The organism is Streptomyces wuyuanensis, from assembly GCF_900103455.1.
GTDB classification, from domain to species: domain Bacteria; phylum Actinomycetota; class Actinomycetes; order Streptomycetales; family Streptomycetaceae; genus Streptomyces; species Streptomyces wuyuanensis.
In genome coordinates this window covers 124,484-145,959 of sequence record NZ_FNHI01000017.1, presented here as the reverse complement: position 1 = coordinate 145,959, position 21,476 = coordinate 124,484, and the positions used below count along the sequence as shown (strand labels likewise).

19 protein-coding genes are annotated in these 21,476 nt (G+C 70.8%); 16 read left to right on the top strand and 3 right to left on the bottom strand.

The window, feature by feature from the left end; genetic code table 11:
• Positions 1 to 141: 141 nt before the first annotated feature.
• Positions 142 to 2,637, top strand: coding sequence for a RelA/SpoT family protein (locus BLT82_RS24175; RefSeq protein WP_093658323.1), 2,496 nt, complete (start codon positions 142 to 144; stop codon positions 2,635 to 2,637).
• Positions 2,638 to 2,798: 161 nt separating this feature from the next.
• On the opposite strand, the gene BLT82_RS24170 is transcribed toward BLT82_RS24175, so the two are convergent.
• Together BLT82_RS24170 and BLT82_RS24165 are read right to left on the bottom strand one after the other, a co-directional pair.
• Positions 2,799 to 4,028, bottom strand: coding sequence for a DUF349 domain-containing protein (locus tag BLT82_RS24170; RefSeq protein ID WP_093658321.1), 1,230 nt, complete (start codon positions 4,026 to 4,028; stop codon positions 2,799 to 2,801).
• A gap of 175 nt (positions 4,029 to 4,203) precedes the next feature.
• Entirely contained in the window at positions 4,204 to 4,992 is a 789-nt protein-coding gene (locus BLT82_RS24165; protein WP_093658319.1) for a peptidylprolyl isomerase, read from the bottom strand.
• Between the two features lie 152 nt (positions 4,993 to 5,144).
• Between BLT82_RS24165 and BLT82_RS24160 the strand changes: the two genes are divergently transcribed.
• From BLT82_RS24160 to BLT82_RS24145, 4 genes are all read left to right on the top strand, one after another.
• On the top strand, positions 5,145 to 5,858 hold the full coding sequence (locus BLT82_RS24160) for an MBL fold metallo-hydrolase (protein WP_093658317.1): 714 nt from the start codon (positions 5,145 to 5,147) through the stop codon (positions 5,856 to 5,858).
• A gap of 11 nt (positions 5,859 to 5,869) precedes the next feature.
• Positions 5,870 to 7,132 carry a histidine--tRNA ligase gene (gene hisS, locus BLT82_RS24155; RefSeq protein WP_093658315.1) on the top strand — a complete coding sequence of 421 codons (1,263 nt, stop codon included), beginning with the start codon at positions 5,870 to 5,872 and terminating at the stop codon, positions 7,130 to 7,132.
• A 167-nt stretch (positions 7,133 to 7,299) separates the two neighbouring features.
• Positions 7,300 to 7,947, top strand: coding sequence for a vitamin K epoxide reductase family protein (locus tag BLT82_RS24150; protein WP_093658313.1), 648 nt, complete (start codon positions 7,300 to 7,302; stop codon positions 7,945 to 7,947).
• Between the two features lie 117 nt (positions 7,948 to 8,064).
• Positions 8,065 to 9,429 carry a replication-associated recombination protein A gene (locus BLT82_RS24145; protein ID WP_093658311.1) on the top strand — a complete coding sequence of 455 codons (1,365 nt, stop codon included), beginning with the start codon at positions 8,065 to 8,067 and terminating at the stop codon, positions 9,427 to 9,429.
• A gap of 25 nt (positions 9,430 to 9,454) precedes the next feature.
• On the opposite strand, the gene BLT82_RS38085 is transcribed toward BLT82_RS24145, so the two are convergent.
• On the bottom strand, positions 9,455 to 10,066 hold the full coding sequence (locus BLT82_RS38085; RefSeq protein WP_404205092.1) for a DUF2470 domain-containing protein: 612 nt from the start codon (positions 10,064 to 10,066) through the stop codon (positions 9,455 to 9,457).
• A gap of 317 nt (positions 10,067 to 10,383) precedes the next feature.
• Here BLT82_RS38085 and rpsD point away from each other — a divergent pair, with 317 nt between their 5' ends.
• The 11 genes from rpsD (at position 10,384) to aroQ (ending at position 21,385) form a co-directional block, all read left to right on the top strand.
• Positions 10,384 to 10,995 (top strand): 30S ribosomal protein S4, encoded by a 612-nt coding sequence (rpsD, locus tag BLT82_RS24135; protein WP_093658307.1) that lies wholly within the window; start codon positions 10,384 to 10,386, stop codon positions 10,993 to 10,995.
• A gap of 265 nt (positions 10,996 to 11,260) precedes the next feature.
• Entirely contained in the window at positions 11,261 to 11,692 is a 432-nt protein-coding gene (locus BLT82_RS24130; protein ID WP_093658305.1) for a DUF948 domain-containing protein, read from the top strand.
• A gap of 6 nt (positions 11,693 to 11,698) precedes the next feature.
• The gene (locus tag BLT82_RS24125; protein WP_093658303.1) at positions 11,699 to 12,046 is read left to right on the top strand and encodes a DUF6167 family protein; all 348 of its coding nucleotides are present in this window, start codon (positions 11,699 to 11,701) and stop codon (positions 12,044 to 12,046) included.
• Positions 12,046 to 14,715 carry an alanine--tRNA ligase gene (gene alaS, locus BLT82_RS24120; protein WP_093658301.1) on the top strand — a complete coding sequence of 890 codons (2,670 nt, stop codon included), beginning with the start codon at positions 12,046 to 12,048 and terminating at the stop codon, positions 14,713 to 14,715. Before BLT82_RS24125 ends, alaS begins: the two co-directional genes overlap by 1 nt.
• Positions 14,715 to 15,179, top strand: coding sequence for a Holliday junction resolvase RuvX (gene ruvX, locus BLT82_RS24115; protein ID WP_093658299.1), 465 nt, complete (start codon positions 14,715 to 14,717; stop codon positions 15,177 to 15,179). The genes alaS and ruvX overlap by 1 nt, the downstream gene beginning before the upstream one ends.
• Positions 15,180 to 15,283: 104 nt before the next feature.
• Entirely contained in the window at positions 15,284 to 17,077 is a 1,794-nt protein-coding gene (mltG, locus tag BLT82_RS24105; protein ID WP_167746069.1) for an endolytic transglycosylase MltG, read from the top strand.
• On the top strand, positions 17,055 to 17,897 hold the full coding sequence (locus tag BLT82_RS24100) for a shikimate dehydrogenase (RefSeq protein ID WP_093658297.1): 843 nt from the start codon (positions 17,055 to 17,057) through the stop codon (positions 17,895 to 17,897). Before mltG ends, BLT82_RS24100 begins: the two co-directional genes overlap by 23 nt.
• Positions 17,898 to 18,121: 224 nt before the next feature.
• On the top strand, positions 18,122 to 19,306 hold the full coding sequence (gene aroC, locus BLT82_RS24095) for a chorismate synthase (protein WP_093658295.1): 1,185 nt from the start codon (positions 18,122 to 18,124) through the stop codon (positions 19,304 to 19,306).
• On the top strand, positions 19,303 to 19,857 hold the full coding sequence (locus BLT82_RS24090; RefSeq protein ID WP_404205085.1) for a shikimate kinase: 555 nt from the start codon (positions 19,303 to 19,305) through the stop codon (positions 19,855 to 19,857). Before aroC ends, BLT82_RS24090 begins: the two co-directional genes overlap by 4 nt.
• On the top strand, positions 19,854 to 20,948 hold the full coding sequence (gene aroB, locus BLT82_RS24085; protein ID WP_093658293.1) for a 3-dehydroquinate synthase: 1,095 nt from the start codon (positions 19,854 to 19,856) through the stop codon (positions 20,946 to 20,948). The genes BLT82_RS24090 and aroB overlap by 4 nt, the downstream gene beginning before the upstream one ends.
• Positions 20,945 to 21,385, top strand: coding sequence for a type II 3-dehydroquinate dehydratase (aroQ, locus tag BLT82_RS24080; RefSeq protein ID WP_093658291.1), 441 nt, complete (start codon positions 20,945 to 20,947; stop codon positions 21,383 to 21,385). The genes aroB and aroQ overlap by 4 nt, the downstream gene beginning before the upstream one ends.
• The last annotated feature ends 91 nt before the right edge of the window (positions 21,386 to 21,476 follow it).

The following is a 21,476-nucleotide window of genomic DNA, read 5'->3' as shown; positions in this document are numbered from 1 at the left end:
CGTCAACGGGCACCCGGGAACACCGGGTGCCCGTTCCGCGTTGTGGACAGTCCCCGTCCCGGGGCGAGGTGAACGCCCGGGATCGATACCATGGCCTTTCCGGGCCTGACCGGGGGACCCGGATCCGCACGAGGAGCGCTCTTGCCAGACGAGGCCCGTCCCGCCACCGCGCAGCCCGACCAGCAGGCCGACAAGGCTGTGGCGGCCGCTGCCATGCCCGAGAAGAAGCCGGCGGAACGGACCGCGGCCGCTCAGGGGAGTGCGAGCGGCCCGGCCTCGGCTCCGGTGACGGCGCCCAAGCCCGCGCAGCAGCCCGCCCCGGCTCCCGCGCGCTCCGGCGGCTCGTCCAACCGGGTCCGCGCCCGGCTGGCCCGGCTCGGCGTGCAGCGCTCCAGCCCGTACAACCCGGTGCTCGAGCCGCTGCTGAGGATCGTCCGCAGCAACGACCCGAAGATCGAGACCGCCACGCTGCGCCAGATCGAGCGCGCCTACCAGGTCGCCGAGCGCTGGCACCGCGGCCAGAAGCGCAAGAGCGGCGATCCGTACATCACGCATCCGCTCGCCGTCACGACCATCCTCGCCGAGCTCGGCATGGACCCGGCCACGCTCATGGCCGGGCTGCTGCACGACACGGTCGAGGACACCGAGTACGGTCTGGACACCCTGCGCCGCGACTTCGGCGACCAGGTTGCCCTGCTCGTCGACGGCGTCACCAAGCTGGACAAGGTCAAGTTCGGCGAGGCCGCCCAGGCCGAGACCGTCCGCAAGATGGTCGTCGCCATGGCCAAGGACCCGCGCGTCCTGGTCATCAAACTCGCCGACCGCCTGCACAACATGCGCACGATGCGCTATCTCAAGCGGGAGAAGCAGGAGAAGAAGGCCCGCGAGACCCTGGAGATCTACGCCCCGCTGGCCCATCGGCTGGGCATGAACACCATCAAGTGGGAGCTCGAGGACCTCGCCTTCGCGATCCTCTACCCGAAGATGTACGACGAGATCGTCCGCCTCGTCGCCGAGCGCGCCCCCAAGCGTGACGAGTACCTGGCGATAGTGACGGACGAGGTGCAGTCCGATCTGCGCGCCGCCCGCATCAAGGCCACCGTCACCGGCCGGCCGAAGCACTACTACAGCGTCTACCAGAAGATGATCGTCCGCGGCCGGGACTTCGCGGAGATCTACGACCTGGTCGGCATCCGCGTCCTCGTCGACACCGTCCGCGACTGCTATGCGGCACTCGGCACCGTCCACGCCCGCTGGAACCCCGTTCCGGGGCGGTTCAAGGACTACATCGCGATGCCGAAGTTCAACATGTACCAGTCGCTGCACACGACGGTGATCGGGCCCAACGGAAAGCCGGTCGAGCTCCAGATCCGTACGTTCGACATGCACCGCCGGGCCGAGTACGGCATCGCCGCGCACTGGAAGTACAAGCAGGAGGCCGTCGCCGGCGCGTCCAAGATCCGCACCGACGTCCCCAAGGGCTCGGGCAAGGACAAGGACGCCATCAACGACATGGCGTGGCTGCGGCAGTTGCTGGACTGGCAGAAGGAGACCGAGGACCCGGGCGAGTTCCTGGAGTCCCTGCGCTTCGACCTCTCCCGCAACGAGGTCTTCGTCTTCACGCCGAAGGGCGACGTCATAGCGCTCCCCGCGGGCGCCACTCCCGTCGACTTCGCGTACGCGGTCCACACCGAGGTCGGCCACCGCACGATAGGCGCACGCGTCAACGGGCGGCTCGTACCGCTCGAGTCGACGCTGGACAACGGCGACCTGGTCGAGGTCTTCACCTCCAAGGCGACCGGCGCGGGCCCCTCGCGCGACTGGCTGGGCTTCGTCAAGTCGCCCCGGGCCAGGAACAAGATCCGCGCCTGGTTCTCGAAGGAGCGCCGCGACGAGGCGATCGAGCAGGGCAAGGACGCCATCGTCCGGGCGATGCGCAAGCAGAACCTGCCGATCCAGCGCATCCTCACCGGCGACTCGCTGGTCACGCTCGCGCACGAGATGCGCTATCCCGACATCTCGTCGCTGTACGCGGCGATCGGCGAGGGACACGTCGCGGCGCAGGGCGTGGTCCAGAAGCTCGTCCAGGCGCTCGGCGGCGAGGAAGCGGCCAGCGAGGACATCGCCGAGTCGACACCGCCGTCCCGCAGCCGCGGCCGCAAGCGCCGTGCCAACGCCGATCCGGGTGTGGTCGTCAAGGGTGTCGACGACGTGTGGGTGAAGCTCGCCCGCTGCTGTACGCCCGTGCCCGGAGACCCGATCATCGGGTTCGTCACCCGCGGCAGCGGCGTCTCCGTGCACCGGGCGGACTGCGTCAACGTGGACTCGCTGTCGCAACAGCCCGAGCGCATGCTCGACGTCGAGTGGGCGCCGACGCAGTCCTCGGTCTTCCTCGTCGCCATCCAGGTCGAGGCGCTGGACCGCTCCCGGCTGCTGTCGGACGTCACCCGAGTCCTGTCCGACCAGCACGTCAACATCCTGTCCGCGGCCGTCCAGACCTCCCGTGACCGCGTCGCCACCTCGCGCTTCACCTTCGAGATGGGCGACCCGAAGCACCTGGGCCATGTCCTGAAGGCCGTCAGGGGAGTCGAGGGCGTCTACGACGTCTACCGCGTGACGTCGGCACGGCGCCCGTAACGACGGCCGCCCCGGGGCCCGGCCGGGTCCGGCACGCTCACCCGGCCGGCGGGTCCCGCCTTCCGCCGAAGCCGCGGACGCAGCGGCCGACAGGAACACGGATGTGGGAGGGGCCCGGCGGCACATGCCGCCGGGCCCCTCCCACATCCGTGTCCGCGGTGTCAGCCGCCGAACTCCTCCAGGCCCTTCAGCGCCTGGTCGAGCAGCGCCTGACGGCCCTCAAGCTCGCGCGAGAGCTTGTCGGCCTTCGCGTTGTTGCCGGCGGCCCGGGCCGCGTCGACCTGCGTGCGCAGCTTGTCGACCGCGGCCTGCAGCTGACCCGTCAGCCCCTCGGCACGCGCCCGCGCTTCGGGGTTGGTGCGGCGCCACTCGGCCTCCTCGGCCTCCTGGATCGCCCGCTCCACCGTGTGCATCCGGCCCTCGACCTTCGGGCGGGCGTCACGCGGGACGTGACCGATGGCCTCCCAGCGCTCGTTGATGGAACGGAAGGCGGCACGCGCGGCCTTCAGATCCGTCACCGGCACCAGCTTCTCCGCCTCGACCGCCAGCTCCTCCTTGAGCTTCAGGTTCTCGGACTGCTCGGCGTCCCGCTCCGCGAACACCCCGCTGCGGGCGGCGAAGAAGATGTCCTGGGCGCCGCGGAAGCGGTTCCACAGGTCCTCCTCGTGCTCACGCTGCGCGCGCCCCGCGGCCTTCCACTCGGCCATCAGGTCGCGGTAGCGCGCGGCCGTCGGACCCCAGTCGGTCGAACCCGACAGCGACTCCGCCTCGGCGACCAGCCGCTCCTTCGTCTGCCGGGCCACCTCGCGCTGAGCGTCCAGCGCGGCGAAGTGCGCCTTGCGGCGCTTGGAGAAAGCCGACCGCGCATGGGAGAAGCGGTGCCACAGCTCGTCGTCGGACTTCCGGTCGAGCCGCGGCAGGCCCTTCCAGGTGTCCACCAGGGCCCGCAACCGCTCGCCGGCCGCACGCCACTGCTCGCTCTGTGCCAGCTCCTCCGCCTCGGCGACCAGGGCCTCCTTTGCGTGCCTGGCCTCGTCGGTCTGCTTCGCCTTCTGGGCTTTGCGCTCCTCGCGACGCGCCTCCACCGACGCGACGAGCGCGTCCAGCCGCTTGCTCAGCGCCTCGAGGTCGCCGACCGCGTGGTGCTCGTCGATCTGCCCGCGGATGTGGTCGATCGCGGCCATCGCGTCTTTCGCCGACAGATCGGTGGTCTTCACCCGCTTCTCGAGGAGGCCGATCTCGACAACCAAGCCCTCGTACTTGCGCTCGAAGTAGGCCAGTGCCTCCTCGGGAGAGCCGGCCTGCCACGATCCGACGACCTGCTCGCCATCGGAAGTCCGCACGTACACGGTGCCCGTCTCGTCGACGCGGCCCCACGGGTCGCTGCTCACAGCGCCTCCTCCACATGATGCCCCCGAGGGGCTCGGGCCCCCGGGCATCGTCCACAGTTTCCTGGACGGGCCTCGCCCGCCCTCCCGCAACGCGGACCCAGCCCGCGCTGCACAACGCCAATCTAGGCGACCGGCTGCCCGGCTGTCCGCACTCGGCGCCGCCGAATTCGCCGGGTCACCCCTTGCTGACCGCCGCCTTCTTCACGGTGACCGCCTTCGCGGGTGCCCCGTCCGTGGCCCCGCCCACGACACCGGCCGCCCCGACCGCCTCGACCACGGACAGCCCGGCCTCGTCGATCTTGCCGAACGGCGTGTACGACGGCGGCAGCTTGCTGTCCTTGTAGACGAGGAAGAACTGGCTGCCGCCGCTGTTCGGCTGGCCCGTGTTCGCCATGGCCACCGTGCCCGCGGGGTAGGTGACCTTGCCGTCGGCGGCCGGCTTGCCGAGGGCCGTCAGGTTCTCGTCCGGGATCGTGTAGCCCGGGCCGCCCGTGCCGTCGCCCTTCGGGTCTCCGCACTGCAGTACGAAGATGCCCTCCGTGGTGAGTCGATGACACTTGGTGCCGTCGAAGAAGCCCTTGTCCGCAAGGTGCTTGAACGAGTTGACCGTGCGCGGCGTCTTCGCGGCGTCCATGGTGAACGCGACGGCGCCCCGGTCGGTGTCCAGCGACATCTTGTAAGAGCCCTTGGCGTCGATGGCCATCTTCGGCTCGGGCACGCTGCTCTCGCTCTCGGCGGGCGTCGGCGTCGGGGCGGCCTGCTGCGACGCGTCGTCCCGCGAGTCGCCGTCCGCCAGACCCACCGAGAGGTAGGCGGCGCCCCCCGCCGCCACCACGACGGCGAGTCCGGCCGCGACGACCGCGTTGCGGCGTTTGGCCTTCCTGCGGGCCTCCTCACGGCGCCGCTGCTGCCGCTCGAACTTCTCCCTGGCGAGCTGGCGCCGCCGCTGATCGCTGCTGACCACCGGTTCTTCTCCTTGGTGATGGTGTGATCCATGAGGCACGGGTGTGCCCGTACCGTATACGGGTTGGCTGTGAAATGAGCAGCGCCGGTAGGCTCTGACCTGTTGCAATCCGTGACGCAATATCCCCGTCGGACGACATACAGAGGACGATCGTGCTTATTGCCGGGTTCCCCGCAGGGGCCTGGGGGACCAACTGCTACCTGGTCGCCCCGGCCGCAGGCGAGGAGTGCGTGATCATCGACCCGGGCCACCAGGCCGCCGAGGGAGTCGAGGAGACGCTCAGGAAGCATCGGCTCAAGCCCGTCGCCGTGGTCCTCACCCACGGTCACATCGACCACGTCGCCTCGGTCGTCCCGGTGTGCGGGGCCCATGACGTACCGGCGTGGATCCACCCCGCCGACCGGTACATGATGAGCGACCCGGAGAAGGCCCTCGGCCGCTCCATCGGGATGCCGCTCATGGGCGAGCTGACCGTGGGGGAGCCGGACGACGTCCACGAGCTGACGGACGGCGCCGCGCTGAAGCTGGCGGGTCTGGAGATGACCGTGCGGCACGCGCCCGGCCATACCAAGGGGTCGGTGACGTTCGGTCTGCCCGAGGCGGAAGACATTCCGCCGGTCTTCTTCTCGGGCGACCTGCTCTTCGCCGGCTCCATCGGACGCACCGACCTGCCCGGCGGTGACATGGCCGAGATGCTCGACTCGCTGGCCCGCGTGTGCCTGCCGCTCGACGACTCGACCGTGGTGCTGTCCGGCCACGGTCCCCAGACGACCATCGGCCGCGAGCGCGCCTCCAACCCGTATCTGCGGGAGGTGGCCGCCGGCCAGGGAGACGGCGGCAGCGCCGCTCCCCGACGAGGAATGTGACGAGAACTTCCGTGACCACCTTCCAGGCCCCCAAGGGCACGTACGACCTGATCCCGCCGGACTCCGCCAAGTACCTGGCGGTGCGCGAGGCGATCGCCGCGCCCCTGCGCAATTCCGGCTACGGCTACATCGAGACGCCCGGCTTCGAGAACGTGGAGCTGTTCGCGCGCGGTGTCGGGGAGTCCACCGACATCGTGACCAAGGAGATGTACGCCTTCGAGACCAAGGGCGGCGACAGGCTGGCCCTGCGGCCCGAGGGCACCGCGTCCGTGCTGCGCGCGGCGCTGGAGGCCAACCTGCACAAGTCCGGCAATCTGCCGGTGAAGCTCTGGTACTCGGGCTCGTACTACCGCTACGAGCGACCCCAGAAGGGCCGCTACAGGCACTTCTCCCAGGTCGGTGCCGAGGCCATCGGCGCCGAGGACCCGGCGCTCGACGCCGAGCTGATCATCCTCGCCGACCAGGCGTACCGCTCGCTCGGCCTGAGCGACTTCCGGATCCTGCTGAACTCGCTCGGCGACAAGGAGTGCCGCCCCGTCTACCGCGACGCGCTGCAGGGCTTCCTGCGCGGGCTGGACCTGGACGAGGACACCCGCCGCCGCGTCGACATCAACCCGCTGCGCGTCCTCGACGACAAGCGCGACTCCGTCCAGAAGCAGCTCGTGGGCGCCCCGCTGCTGCGCGACTACCTGTGCGACGGGTGCAAGGCGTACCACGAGGAGGTGCGCGAGCTGCTGACGGCGGCCGGCGTGGTCTTCGAGGACGACGAGAAGCTGGTGCGCGGGCTGGACTACTACACCCGTACGACGTTCGAGTTCGTCCACGACGGACTCGGCTCGCAGTCCGCGGTGGGCGGCGGGGGTCGCTACGACGGGCTGTCCGAGATGATCGGCGGCCCGGCGCTGCCGTCGGTCGGCTGGGCGCTCGGTGTGGACCGCACGGTCCTGGCCCTGGAGGCCGAGGGGATCGAGCTCGAACTGCCCGCGTCCACCAGCGTGTTCGCGGTGCCGCTCGGGGAAGAGGCGCGCCGCGTGCTCTTCGGCGTCGTCACCCGGCTGCGCAAGGCCGGGGTCGCCGCGGACTTCTCCTACGGCGGCAAGGGCCTCAAGGGCGCCATGAAGAGCGCCAACCGCAGCGGCGCCCGGTACACGGTCGTCGCCGGCGAGCGGGACCTCGCCGACGGGGTGGTCCAGCTCAAGGACATGGAGTCCGGTGAGCAGGCACCGGTCGCCCTCGACGCGGTGGTCGAGGAGATCCGGGCGAAGCTCGGCTGACCGGGAATTGCGCACGAAGGCCCGGCCCGTGGGGGCCGGGCCTCCGCGTTCCCGTGCCGCCCGGCGGGCCGGGGAGCCCCTTCCTTATGTCCAGCGAACGGTGGACAGGGGCGTGGGTGCGGCAGAATGACCGTGCCAGAGCAGTGACCGAGCGATGGAACGGCGATATGACGACTGCAGCGGTTGACGGCGTGTCCTCCGGCCAGGATGCGGAGCGCGTGGGCGGCGCCGTCGGTGGCAGCCGTGCGTTCGCATGGCTGCTGGTGATCACGGGCGCGGCCGGGCTGCTCGCCGCGTGGATCATCACGATCGACAAGTTCAAGATCCTCGAGGCCAAGATCGCCGGGACGACGTTCACCCCCGGCTGCAGCCTCAACCCGATCGTCTCCTGCGGCAGCGTGATGGAGAGCGAGCAGGCCTCGGCGTTCGGCTTCCCGAACCCGATGCTCGGCCTCGTCACCTACGCGATCGTGATCGGCGTGGGGATGAGCCTCCTCGCCGGTGCCCGCGTCCGCCGCTGGTACTGGCTGACGTTCAACGCGGGCACGCTGTTCGGCGTCGCGTTCTGCACCTGGCTCCAGTACCAGTCGCTGTACAGCATCAACGCGCTGTGCCTGTGGTGCTGCCTGGCCTGGATCGCCACGATCTTCATGTTCTGGTACGTCACTTCGCACAACATCCGCAACGGACTGCTGCCGGCTCCGGCCTGGGCGAAGGGTTTCCTCGCCGAGTTCACCTGGGTGCTGCCGGTACTGCACACCGGTGTGATCGGCATGCTGATCCTGACGCGCTGGTGGGACTTCTGGCTCGGCTGAGCCGCCGGGCCCGTGCGGTGCGGGGCGATCCGCGGGCCGACCTTCGCGGGATCCGCTCTCCCGGGCCCGAAGCGGGGGCGGCGGGGGTTGTCAGTGCCCTCACATAGGCTTCAGCACGTGGAGCCCGATCTTTTCACCGCCGCCGCCGAGGAACGCCAGGAGAAGGACCCGTCCGCGAGTCCGCTGGCGGTCCGCATGCGTCCGCGCACTCTCGACGAGGTCGTGGGCCAGCAGCACCTGCTCAAACCGGGGTCCCCGCTGCGCCGGCTCGTGGGCGAGGGGTCCGGCGGGCCGGCGGGAGCGTCCTCGGTGATCCTGTGGGGCCCGCCCGGCACGGGCAAGACCACCCTGGCGTACGTCGTCTCCAAGGCGACCAACAAGCGCTTCGTCGAGCTGTCCGCGATCACCGCCGGCGTCAAGGAGGTCCGGGCCGTCATCGAAGGGGCCCGACGGGCCGCGGGCGGCTTCGGCAAGGAGACCGTCCTCTTCCTGGACGAGATCCACCGCTTCAGCAAGGCCCAGCAGGACTCCCTGCTCCCAGCCGTCGAGAACCGCTGGGTGACGCTGATCGCCGCGACCACGGAGAACCCGTACTTCTCGGTGATCTCCCCGTTGCTGTCCCGCTCCCTGCTGCTCACGCTGGAGCCTCTCACCGACGACGACGTGCGCGGTCTGCTGCGCCGGGCCCTGACCGAGGAGCGCGGCCTCGGCGGCGCGGTGACGCTGCCGGGCGACTCCGAGGAGCATCTGCTGCGGATCGCCGGGGGAGACGCGAGACGAGCCCTGACCGCACTGGAGGCCGCGGCGGGGGCCGCGCTCGCCAAGAGCGAGGCGGAGATCTCCCTCCAGACCGTGGAGGAGACGGTCGACCGCGCTGCGGTGAAGTACGACCGGGACGGCGACCAGCACTACGACGTGGCGAGCGCCCTGATCAAGTCCATCCGGGGCTCGGACGTGGACGCCGCGCTGCACTATCTGGCGCGGATGATCGAGGCGGGTGAGGACCCGCGCTTCATCGCCCGGCGGCTGATGATCTCGGCCAGCGAGGACATCGGGCTCGCCGATCCGACGGCCCTGCCGACCGCCGTCGCGGCCGCGCAGGCCGTGGCCATGATCGGTTTCCCGGAGGCGGCGCTCACCCTGAGCCACGCCACCATCGCGCTGGCCCTGGCGCCGAAGTCCAACGCCGCCACGACGGCGATAGGCGCGGCTCTGGCGGACGTGCGCAACGGGCTGGCCGGTCCCGTCCCGCGGCATCTGCGCGACGGCCACTACAAGGGGGCCGCGAAGCTCGGTCACGCCCAGGGCTATGTGTATCCGCACGACGTCCCGGGTGCGATCGCTCCACAGCAGTACGCGCCGGACGCCGTCCACGGCAGGCGCTACTACGAGCCGACGCGGTACGGAGCCGAGGCACGCTACGCGGATGTGGTCGAGAAGGTCCGGGAGCGGCTGCGCGGCGAGACCCCGCCGGGTTCCTGACCCGGCCGCCCGGTGCGGCGCACGGTCACCCCATGGACGCGGCGAAGAGGGTGTGCATCGCGTGCCGCAGCTCTGCGGTGTCCTTCACGGGCGCGGGGAAGTCGAAGCGCGCGTCGAACGTACGCCCTTCCACGGCGGTGAGACGCAGCCGCAGCCCGAAGCGGTCGAGGGCCAGCGGCACCACGCCCCGCACGGCCGCGCCCCCGCGCTCCCCGAGCAGACCGGCCAGCCCGCGCACCTGGTCGCCGTGCGCCGAGTGCAGGTGCTGCAGGAGCTCCGCCTCGTGCCGTCCGACGGGGTCGGGTTCGGCCGCCCCGAGGTCCGCCGGCTCCACGCCTCCCGCGCCCCACAGGTCGTCCACCGAGATCTCGCCCGTCTCCAGCCGGACCAGCATCCAGGCGGGACGGTCCGCCTCGGTGAGCGACGGGGAGCGCTCGGGGTGCCGCTCGGCGAGCAGCCGCTCGAACCGGGCGCGGTCCTCGTTGCGCACGGCGGTGAGCCAGCCGGCCAGCCAGGCGCGGCCGCGGATCCGCTGCCGCACGGCGACCGGGGCGACATCGGTGATCTCCATCACGCAGGTCAGGTCGTCGTCCTGGGCGTACGCGGCCGCCCGTGCCGTGGGAGAATCCCATGGCACAAGGAGAACGACGTCCCCCTCGGGAGTGACGGTGCGTGCGGCGGGTTCCCAGTAGCCGGGACCGTGGTCGCGAGCACCCGGCAACGTGAGGGATACTGAGGCGTTGTTCTCAACGAGGGTTCGTACGCGCTCGGCTTTGGTGGGCTGCCGAGCGTCTTCCCTGGGACGCGGCTGACCTTGTTCATCGTCGTCGTAAGCAGGCGCTGGGGCGTCTGAACTGCGATGCGCACTGGGCAGGGGGATCCCATGCGGTCGAGACATTACGTCCTCCTCGAATAAGGTAAGGCTCACCTAACTTACATGGAGGTAGGTTCCCCGTGAACCAGTCGCGACCCAAGGTCAAGAAGTCGCGTGCACTCGGCATCGCCCTGACGCCGAAGGCCGTCAAGTACTTCGAGGCTCGCCCCTACCCGCCGGGTGAGCACGGCCGTGGCCGCAAGCAGAACTCGGACTACAAGGTCCGTCTGCTCGAGAAGCAGCGTCTTCGCGCCCAGTACGACGTCTCCGAGCGTCAGCTGGTCCGTGCCTACGAGCGCGCCAGCAAGGTCCAGGGCAAGACGGGTGAGGCCCTGATCATCGAGCTCGAGCGCCGTCTCGACGCCCTGGTGCTCCGTTCCGGCATCGCCCGCACGATCTACCAGGCCCGTCAGATGGTCGTCCACGGCCACGTCGAGGTCAACGGCGGCAAGGTCGACAAGCCCTCGTTCCGTGTCCGCCCGGACGACGTCGTCACGATCCGCGAGCGCTCCCGCGAGAAGCACCCCTTCCAGGTCGCCCGTGAGGGTGGCTACGCGCCCGACGGTGAGACCCCGCGCTACCTGCAGGTCAACCTCAAGGCGCTCGCCTTCCGCCTGGACCGGGAGCCGAACCGCAAGGAGATCCCGGTGATCTGCGACGAGCAGCTCGTCGTCGAGTACTACGCCCGCTGATCCAGCGGCGCAGTACCACCGGCCTTCGCGCCCCGGCCCGCCGCCTCCCCGCCCTCACCGGCGGGGGAGCGGCGGGCTCTCGCGTTCCGCGGCGCCCGTCCCCGGGGCGCGATGGGCACCGAGAGTGCGCGGACGGGAGCGCCCCGTAGAATCCGCGCAACTCCCGTTCTGCGGTCACTGATCCGTTACGGGGTCCGACCTCGGGCGCGATAGGGTCGGACAAGGACTTTCGAAGTGACCCTCGACGAGCAGAGAGCGGTGCAGCGTGACCGGTGGAGAGGTTGCCGGGATCCTGGTGGCCGTCTTCTGGGCGATCCTGGTCTCCTTCCTCGCCGTGGTGCTGGTGAGGCTGGCCCAGACGCTCAAGGCGACCACCAAGCTGATGGCGGAGGTGACCGAGCAGGCCGTGCCGCTGCTGGCCGACGCCTCGGCCACCGTCCGCTCCGCGCAGACCCAACTCGACCGGGTCGACGCCATCGCCTCCGACGTCCAGGAGGTCACCTCGAACGCGTCGGCGCTCTCCACCACGGTCGCCTCGACGTTCGGCGGTCCGCTCGTGAAGGTCGCGGCGTTCGGCTACGGCGTGCGCCGCGCGATGAGCCGCAACCGGGCCGACGCACCACCCGCGCAGACGAGGCGCACGGTCGTCGTCGGCCGCACCGTACCGGCCGCGAGGCGCCGGAAGCAGAAGGACTGAGACCCGATGTTCCGTCGTGCGTTCTGGTTCACCGCCGGCGCCGCCGCCGGCGTGTGGGCCACCACCAAGGTCAACCGCAAGCTCAGGCAGCTGACCCCCGAGAGCCTCGCCGCCCAGGCGGCGAACAAGGCGATCGAAACCGGTCACCGGCTCAAGGACTTCGCCCTCGACGTCCGGTCCGGGATGGCCCAGCGCGAGGCCGAACTCGGCGACGCGCTGGGGATCGAGGGCCCCGCCGACAGGGGACTTCCCGCACAACGCCGCCGGGCCGCCCTGGAAAACCACAAGCACCACAAGAAGCACTACGAGATGCTTGACGAGAAGCGCTCGTACAACCGGAATGAGGACCACTGATGGAGTCGGCTGAAATCCGCCGCCGCTGGCTGAGCTTCTTCGAGGAGCGCGGGCACACCGTCGTGCCTTCGGCGTCGCTCATCGCGGACGACCCGACTCTGCTCCTGGTCAACGCAGGCATGGTCCCGTTCAAGCCCTACTTCCTGGGCGAGACCAAGCCGCCCGCCCCGCGCGCCACCAGCGTGCAGAAGTGCGTGCGCACGCCGGACATCGAAGAGGTCGGCAAGACCACCCGCCACGGCACGTTCTTCCAGATGTGCGGCAACTTCTCGTTCGGCGACTACTTCAAGGAAGGGGCCATCAAGTACGCCTGGGAGCTGCTCACCGGCTCCGTGGCGGACGGTGGCTACGGCCTCGAGCCCGAGAAGCTCTGGATCACGGTCTACCTCGACGACGACGAGGCCGAGCGCATCTGGCGCGAGGTCGTCGGCGTCCCCGCCGAGCGCATCCAGCGCCTGGGCAAGAAGGACAACTTCTGGTCCATGGGCGTCCCGGGACCGTGCGGCCCCTGCTCGGAGATCAACTACGACCGCGGCCCCGAGTTCGGCCCCGAGGGCGGCCCTGCCGTCAACGACGAGCGCTACGTGGAGATCTGGAACCTGGTCTTCATGCAGTACGAGCGCGGCGAGGGCTCCGGCAAGGAGGACTTCGAGATCGTCGGCGACCTGCCGAGCAAGAACATCGACACCGGTCTCGGTCTCGAGCGTCTCGCCATGATCCTGCAGGGCGTGCAGAACATGTACGAGACGGACACCCTGCGCGTCGTCATCGACAAGGCCACCGAGCTGACCGGCGTCCGCTACGGCGACAGCCACGAGTCGGACGTGTCCCTCCGCGTGGTCGCCGACCACATCCGCACGTCGGTGATGCTCATCGGCGACGGCGTCACCCCCGGCAACGAGGGCCGTGGCTACGTCCTGCGCCGCATCATGCGCCGCGCCATCCGCAACATGCGGCTCCTCGGCGCCACCGGCCCCGTCGTCTCGGCGCTGGTCGACGTGGTCGTCAAGACCATGGGGCAGCAGTACCCGGAGCTGGAGACCGACCGCAAGCGCATCGAGACCGTCGCGCTCGCCGAGGAGGCCCGCTTCCTCAAGACTCTGAACGCCGGTACGAACGTGCTGGACGGCGCCGTCACCGAGGCCCGCAACGCCGGCTCGACCGTTCTCTCCGGGGACAAGGCATTCCTGCTCCACGACACCTGGGGCTTCCCGATCGACCTCACCCTCGAGATGGCCGCCGAGCAGGGGCTGTCCGTGGACGAGGACGGCTTCCGCCGCCTGATGAAGGAGCAGCGGGAGCGCGCCAAGGCCGACGCCAAGGCCAAGAAGACCGGCCACGCCGATCTGTCCGCCTACCGCGAGGTCGCCGACTCGGCCGGCGCCACCGAGTTCACCGGCTACACGCACACCGACGGCGAGTCGACCGTCGTCGGCCTGCTCGTCGACGGCGTGCCCTCGCCTGCCGCCTCCGAGGGCGACGAGGTCGAGGTCGTCCTCGACCGCACCCCGTTCTACGCCGAGGGCGGCGGTCAGCTCGCCGACCAGGGCCGGATCAAGCTGGACACCGGCGCCGTCATCGAGGTCCGCGACGTGCAGCAGCCGGTCCCGGGCGTCTCCGTGCACAAGGGCTCGGTGCAGGTCGGCGAGGTGACCGTGGGCGCCTCCGCCTACGCCACCATCGACGTCAGGCGCCGCCGGGCCATTGCCCGCGCCCACAGCGCCACGCACCTCACCCACCAGGCGCTGCGCGACGCGCTCGGCCCGACGGCCGCCCAGGCCGGCTCCGAGAACTCGCCGGGCCGCTTCCGCTTCGACTTCGGTTCGCCCGCCGCCGTCCCCGGCACGGTCCTGACCGACGTCGAGCAGAAGATCAACGAGGTCCTGGCCCGTGAGCTCGACGTCCAGGCCGAGGTCATGAGCATCGACGAGGCCAAGAAGCAGGGCGCCATCGCCGAGTTCGGCGAGAAGTACGGCGAGCGGGTCCGGGTCGTCACCATCGGCGACTTCTCCAAGGAGCTCTGCGGCGGCACGCACGTCCACAACACCGCCCAGCTCGGTCTGGTGAAGCTTCTCGGCGAGTCGTCGATCGGCTCCGGCGTTCGCCGTATCGAGGCTCTCGTCGGCGCCGACGCCTACAACTTCCTGGCCAAGGAGCACACGGTCGTCGCCCAGCTCCAGGAGCTGGTCAAGGGCCGTCCGGAGGAGCTTCCGGAGAAGATCGCCACGATGCTCGGCAAGCTGAAGGACGCCGAGAAGGAGATCGAGAAGTTCCGCGCCGAGAAGGTCCTCCAGGCCGCCGCCGGTCTCGCCGAGAAGGCCAGGGACATCCACGGCACCGCCCTGGTCACCGGCCAGGTCCCGGACGGCACGTCCGCCGACGACCTGCGCAAGCTGGTCCTCGACGTCCGCGGCCGCATCCCGGGCGACCGCCCGGCCGTCGTGGCGCTCTTCACCACCGCCAACGGACGTCCGCTGACCGTCATCGCCACCAACGAGGCCGCCCGTGAGCGCGGGCTCAAGGCCGGTGAGCTGGTCCGTACCGCCGCCAAGACCCTCGGCGGCGGTGGCGGCGGCAAGCCGGACGTCGCCCAGGGCGGCGGGCAGAACCCGGAGGCGGTCGGCGACGCCATCGACGCCGTCGTGCGTCTGGTCGCCGAGAAGGCCTGATGCGCAGAGGACGTCGTCTCTCGATCGACGTCGGGGACGCCCGGATCGGGGTCGCCTCGTGCGACCCCGACGGGGTCCTCGCCACACCGGTGGAGACCGTGCCGGGACGCGACGTCCCGGCCGCCCACAGGCGGCTGAGGCAGCTGGTCGACGAGTACGAGCCGATCGAGGTGGTCGTGGGCCTGCCCCGTTCGCTGAGCGGTGGTGAGGGTCCCGCGGCGGCCAAGGTCCGGGCCTTCGCCCAGGAGCTCGCCCGCGGTGTCCATCCGGTTCCGGTGCGACTGGTGGACGAGAGGATGACCACAGTGACGGCCAGTCAGGGGCTTCGTGCTTCGGGCGTGAAGTCCAAAAAGGGCAGGTCTGTCATCGACCAGGTTGCGGCGGTTGTCATCCTTCAGAACGCTTTGGAGGCCGAACGGACCTCGGGGGGTCCCCCGGGCGAGGGCGTCGAAGTGGTCATCTGATCGCGATACGGTAACGTTCCGCGCGATGCGGCGGTGTTCGAACAACCACCGCACAACGTAGAGGCGGAGCGTTCCGGCGCTCGTCTCGCGGCTCTAGGGGATCGATGACTGAATATGGCCGGGGCCCCGGCTCCGAACCGTGGCACCCCGAGGATCCTCTGTACGGGGACCAGGGGTGGAGAGGGCAGCAGGGCGGCGCCGGCCCTGCGTCCTACGGCGGCCAGCAGCAGTACCCGCAGCAGCCGCAGGACCAGGCCCACTACGGGGACGGCCAGTACCCGACGGGCCACCAGCAGCAGTACGGCACCGGGCAGTACGACACGGGTCAGTACGGGCAGCAGCACGCGCAGCAGCAGTACGGCACCGGGCAGTACGACGCGGGTCGGTACGGGACCGGTCAGTACGACACGGGCCAGTACGACACGAACCAGTACAACACAGGCCAGTACGACACCGGGCAGTACGGACGACAGGACAACGGCGCCCAGCAGTACAACGGCACCTGGGACACCGGCGCGCAGCCCGTCATGCCGTACGACCCGAATGCGGGGGCCGCCCCCTATGGCGGCGCCGACGCCGACTACTACGGCACCCCCGACGCCTACCCGCCGCCGCAGCCTCCCGGGCGCCGCAACGCCCCGCCGGCGCAGGGGCGGCAGCAGCCTCCTCCGGCGGACGACGACTGGGTGTCGGACCCGCAGGAAGAGGACCACCCGTTCTTCACGGGCGACGACCGCCGGGGCGGCGACGATGACGACGAGCCCGGCGAGGCGCCGCGCCGCGGCGGCGACGGACGCGGCCCGGCCAAGAAGAAGAAGAAAGGCCGCAACGGCTTCGCCTGCCTCTTCGTGGCCCTCGTCCTGGTCGGCGGCGCCGGCGGTGCCGGCTACGTCGGATACCAGTTCTGGCAGGGGCAGTTCGGTGAAGCGCCCGACTTCGACGGCCCCGGCAGCGGCAGCGTGCAGGTCGAGATCACGCTGGGCGCGAGCGGCACGGACATCGGCAACGCGCTGAAGAAGGCCGGTGTGGTGAAGAGCGTGGACGCCTTCATCTCCGCCCAGAACGACAATCCCCGCGGCACCCGGATCCAGGACGGCATCTACACCCTGAAGAAGGGGATGTCGGCCGAGGAAGCCGTCAAGGCGATGCTCGACCCCAACAACCGCAACGCCCTCAGCATCGCCGAGGGCGCGCGCAACGCCGCGATCTACCAGCTCATCGACAAACGGCTCGAGCTCGACCCCGGCACGACGAAGGCCGTCGCCCTGAAGGAGGCGAAGAACCTCGGGCTTCCCGTGTGGGCGCAGAACCACAAGGACGTCAAGGACCCGCTGGAAGGATTCCTCTACCCGGCAACGTATCCGGTCGCACCGGGCTCCAAGCCGGAGACGATCCTCAAGGCCATGGTCGCCAGGGCCAACCAGGAGTACGGGAAGGTCGACCTGGAGGCCAAGGCGAAGCAGCTCAAGCTGAACAACGCCTGGGAACTGATCACCGTGGCGAGCCTGGTCCAGGCGGAGGGCAAGAACGAGGACGACTACAAGAAGATGGCCGAGGTCATCTACAACCGTCTGAAGCCCACCAACACGGAGACCAACCAGCTGCTCCAGTTCGACTCGGCCTTCAACTACCTCAAGGGCCAGAGCAAGATCGACATCAGCGAGCGGGAGATCAACAGCAATCTGGACCCGTACAACACGTACACCCAGAAGGGGCTGCCGCCCGGGCCCATCGGCAACCCGGACCTGACGGCGCTCAACGCCTCGATCACGCCGACCTCGGACGGCTGGCTGTACTTCGTGGCCACCGACGGCAAGCAGAAGACCGAGTACGCCAAGACCCACGCGGAATTCGAGAAGCTCAAGGCCAAGTTCAATGACCAGCGCGGCACGAACTGACCGGCGCAGGGCCGCGGTCCTGGGCTCGCCCATCGCCCATTCGCTCTCCCCGGTGCTCCACCGCGCCGCCTACGCGGCGCTCGGCCTGACCGACTGGTCGTACGACCGCTTCGAGGTGACCGAGGGGGACCTGGCGGGCTTCCTCCAGGGGCTGGACGCGAGCTGGGCCGGGCTGTCCCTGACCATGCCGCTGAAACGCGCCGTCATCCCGCTGCTCGACGAGATCAGCGACACGGCTGCCGCGGTCGAGGCCGTCAACACGGTCGTGCTCACCGAGGACGGCCGGCGGACCGGCGACAACACGGACATCCCCGGCATGATCGCCGCCCTGCGCGAACGAGGTATCGAGAAGGTCGACCACGCGGCCGTGCTGGGCGCCGGCGCGACCGCCTCCTCGGCGCTCGCCGCGCTCGGCCGGATCTGCACGGGACCGGTCACCGCGTACGTGCGCAGCCGGGCCCGGGCCGACGAGATGCGCGGCTGGGGCGAACGGCTCGGCGTCGAGGTGCACACCGCCGACTGGGCGGAGGCCGCCCACGCCTTCGACGCTCCGCTGGTCGTCGCCACCACCCCGGCCGGGGCGACGGACACCCTCGTCCCGTACGTCCCCGAGGGCCCCGGCACCCTCTTCGACGTGCTCTACGACCCGTGGCCGACACCGCTCGCGGCGGCCTGGGACGAGCGGGGCGGCTCCGTCGTCGGCGGCCTCGACCTGCTGGTGCACCAGGCCGTGTTCCAGGTCGAGCAGATGACCGGACGCTCCCCGGCTCCGCTGGCGGCGATGCGCACGGCCGGCGAAGAGGCGCTCGCCGGGCGCTGATCCCGAGGTCCTCCACGGCTCCGGAGCGCCCCGGTCGCGTCCCGTCCGGCCGTCCGCCTGCTGGACCACTGGCCTGGTCCGCGGCCCGGACGTGGGAGGATCGGGGGAGGCGGGCCCGGGCCGCGCCGCTCCCGGCCACCACGGGTCGGGGGTGTCTCCAGCCGCTGGAGGAGTGCCCCGAGGCCGCGCCGTCGCAGTTCCAGGCGCGAGCATGAGGAGCACCGTTGAGCAGGTTGCGTTGGCTGACCGCGGGGGAGTCGCACGGACCCGCACTGGTGGCGACGCTGGAGGGTCTTCCCGCCGGTGTCCCGATCACCACGGAGATGGTGGCGGACCACCTGGCTCGGCGGCGCCTGGGCTATGGCCGCGGTGCGCGGATGAAGTTCGAGCGCGACGAGGTCACCTTCCTCGGCGGAGTGCGCCACGGGCTCACTCTCGGCTCCCCGATCGCGATCATGGTGGGCAACACCGAGTGGCCCAAGTGGGAGAAGGTCATGGCGGCCGACCCGGTTGACCCGGCCGAGCTTGCCGAACTGGCCCGCAACGCCCCGCTGACCCGGCCCCGGCCCGGCCACGCCGACCTCGCCGGCATGCAGAAGTACGGCTTCGACGAGGCCCGGCCGATCCTGGAGCGCGCGAGCGCCCGGGAGACCGCGGCCCGCGTCGCCCTCGGCGCCGTCGCCCGCTCCTACCTCAAGGAGACCGCGGGCATCGAGATCGTCTCGCACGTGATCGAGCTCGCCGCCGCCAAGGCCCCCCACGGGGTCTACCCGACCCCGGCCGACGTCGAGAAGCTCGACGCCGACCCCGTGCGCTGCCTGGACGCCGACGCGTCGAAGGCGATGGTCGCGGAGATCGACCAGGCCCACAAGGACGGCGACACCCTGGGCGGAGTCGTCGAGGTGCTCGCCTACGGCGTCCCCGTCGGGCTCGGCTCTCACGTCCACTGGGACCGCCGGCTCGACGCCCGTCTGGCCGCGGCGCTGATGGGCATCCAGGCCATCAAGGGCGTCGAGGTCGGCGACGGATTCGAGCTGGCCCGGGTGCCCGGCTCCCAGGCCCACGACGAGATCGTCTCCACCGAGGACGGCATCCGCCGCTCCTCCGGCCGCTCCGGCGGTACCGAGGGCGGCCTGACCACGGGCGAGCTGCTGCGCGTCCGCGCCGCGATGAAGCCGATCGCGACCGTGCCGCGCGCGCTCAGGACCGTCGACGTCAGCACCGGCGAGTCCGCCGCCGCCCACCACCAGCGCTCCGACGTGTGCGCCGTGCCGGCCGCCGGAATCGTGGCCGAGGCGATGGTGGCCCTGGTGCTGGCGGATGCCGTCGCGGAGAAGTTCGGCGGCGACAGCGTCCCCGAGACCCGCCGCAACGTGCGCTCGTACCTCGAGAACCTGGCCATCCGGTGAGCGACGCACACGAGGCCGCGACCCCGCGGCCCGGCGCGGGCGGCCCGAAGGTCGTACTGATCGGGCCGATGGGCGTCGGCAAGTCGACGGTCGGCGCGCTGCTGGCCGAGCGCCTCGGCACCGGCTACCGCGACACCGACGCCGACATCGTGGCGGCCGAGGGCCGGGAGATCTCGGACATCTTCGTCGAGGACGGCGAACCGCACTTCCGTGAGCTGGAGCGTGCGGCGGTCCGCACCGCCGTCGCCGAGCACACGGGCGTGCTCGCCCTCGGCGGCGGCGCGATCCTCGACCAGGGCACCCGCGAGCTGCTGTCCGGGCTGCCCGTCGCCTACCTCTCGATGGACGTCGAGGAGGCGGTGCGCCGCGTCGGACTGAACACCGCCCGCCCGCTGCTGGCCGTCAACCCGCGCCGCCAGTGGCGCGAGCTGATGGAGGCCCGCCGGCACCTGTACACGGAAGTCGCCCGGGTCGTCGTCGCCACCGACGACCGCACGCCCGAAGAGGTCGCCCAGGCGGTCCTCGACGCACTCGAATGGAAGGACGCATGACCGAGCAGGCAGTCACCCGCATCCAGGTCGGCGGCACCGCGGGCACCGACCCGTACGAGGTGCTCGTCGGCCGCCGTCTGCTGGGGGAGCTCCCGGGACTGATCGGGCCCAGGGCCAAGCGCGTCGCCGTCATCCACCCCGAAGCCCTCGCCGAGACCGGGGACGCGATCCGCCAGGACCTCGCCGACGAGGGTTACGAGGTCGTCGCCATCCAGGTGCCCAACGCCGAGGAGGCCAAGACCGTCGAGGTCGCGGCGTACTGCTGGAAGGCGCTCGGGCAGACCGGCTTCACCCGCACCGACGTCATCGTCGGCGTCGGTGGCGGCGCCACGACCGACCTCGCCGGGTTCGTCGCCGCGAGCTGGCTGCGCGGAGTGCGCTGGATCGCCGTGCCCACCACGGTCCTCGCCATGGTGGACGCCGCAGTCGGCGGCAAGACCGGCATCAACACCGCCGAGGGGAAGAACCTCGTCGGGGCCTTCCACCCGCCCGCCGGGGTGATCTGCGACCTCGGCGCGCTCGACTCCCTGCCCGTCCACGACTACGTCAGCGGCCTGGCCGAGATCATCAAGGCCGGATTTATCGCGGACCCGGTCATCCTGGATCTGATCGAGGCGGACCCGGAGAGCGCCCGCACCCCTGCCGGGCCGCACACCGCGGAGCTGATCGAGCGCTCGATCCGGGTCAAGGCGGACGTCGTCTCCAGCGACCTCAAGGAGTCCGGACTCCGGGAGATCCTCAACTACGGGCACACGCTGGCGCACGCCATCGAGAAGAACGAGCGCTACAAGTGGCGGCACGGCGCCGCCGTCTCGGTCGGCATGGTCTTCGCCGCCGAACTCGGCCGTCTCGCGGGACGGCTCGACGACGCGACCGCGGACCGGCACCGGGCCGTGCTGGAGTCGGTCGGCCTGCCGCTCACCTACCGCGGGGACCAGTGGCCCCGGCTGCTGGAGACCATGAAGGTCGACAAGAAGTCCCGCGGCGACCTGCTGCGCTTCATCGTGCTGGACGGCCTCGCCAAGCCCACCGTGCTGGAGGGACCGGACCCGGCCGTGTTGCTCGCCGCGTTCGGCGAGGTGTCCGCGTGAGCCGCCGCGTCCTCGTGCTGAACGGCCCGAACCTCGGCCGCCTCGGCTCCCGGGAGCCCGACGTGTACGGCTCGACCTCGTACGCGGGGCTGGTCGACGCCTGCCGGACGCTGGGCAAGGAGCTCGGTTTCGACGTCGACGTCCGGGAGACGAACGACGAGGGCGAGATGATCCGCTGGCTGCAAGAGGCCGCCGACGCCTCGATCCCGGTCGTCGTCAACCCCGGTGCGTTCACGCACTACTCGTACGGCATGCGCGACGCCGCCGCCCAGCGGACCGCCCCGCTCATCGAGGTGCACATCTCGAATCCGTACGCACGCGAGGAATTCCGCCACACTTCGGTGATCGCGGCGGTCGCCTCCGGAACCGTCGCCGGCTTCGGGATCGGCTCGTACCGGCTGGCCCTGCGCGCGCTGGCCGAGGAACTCGACGGCTGAACCCGCCCGCCCCGGGCACTTCGTACCGGCCCCGGCCGTTCCCATTGGAGCGGCCGGGGAGGGTACCGTTCGGTACGGACGGGCCAACTCC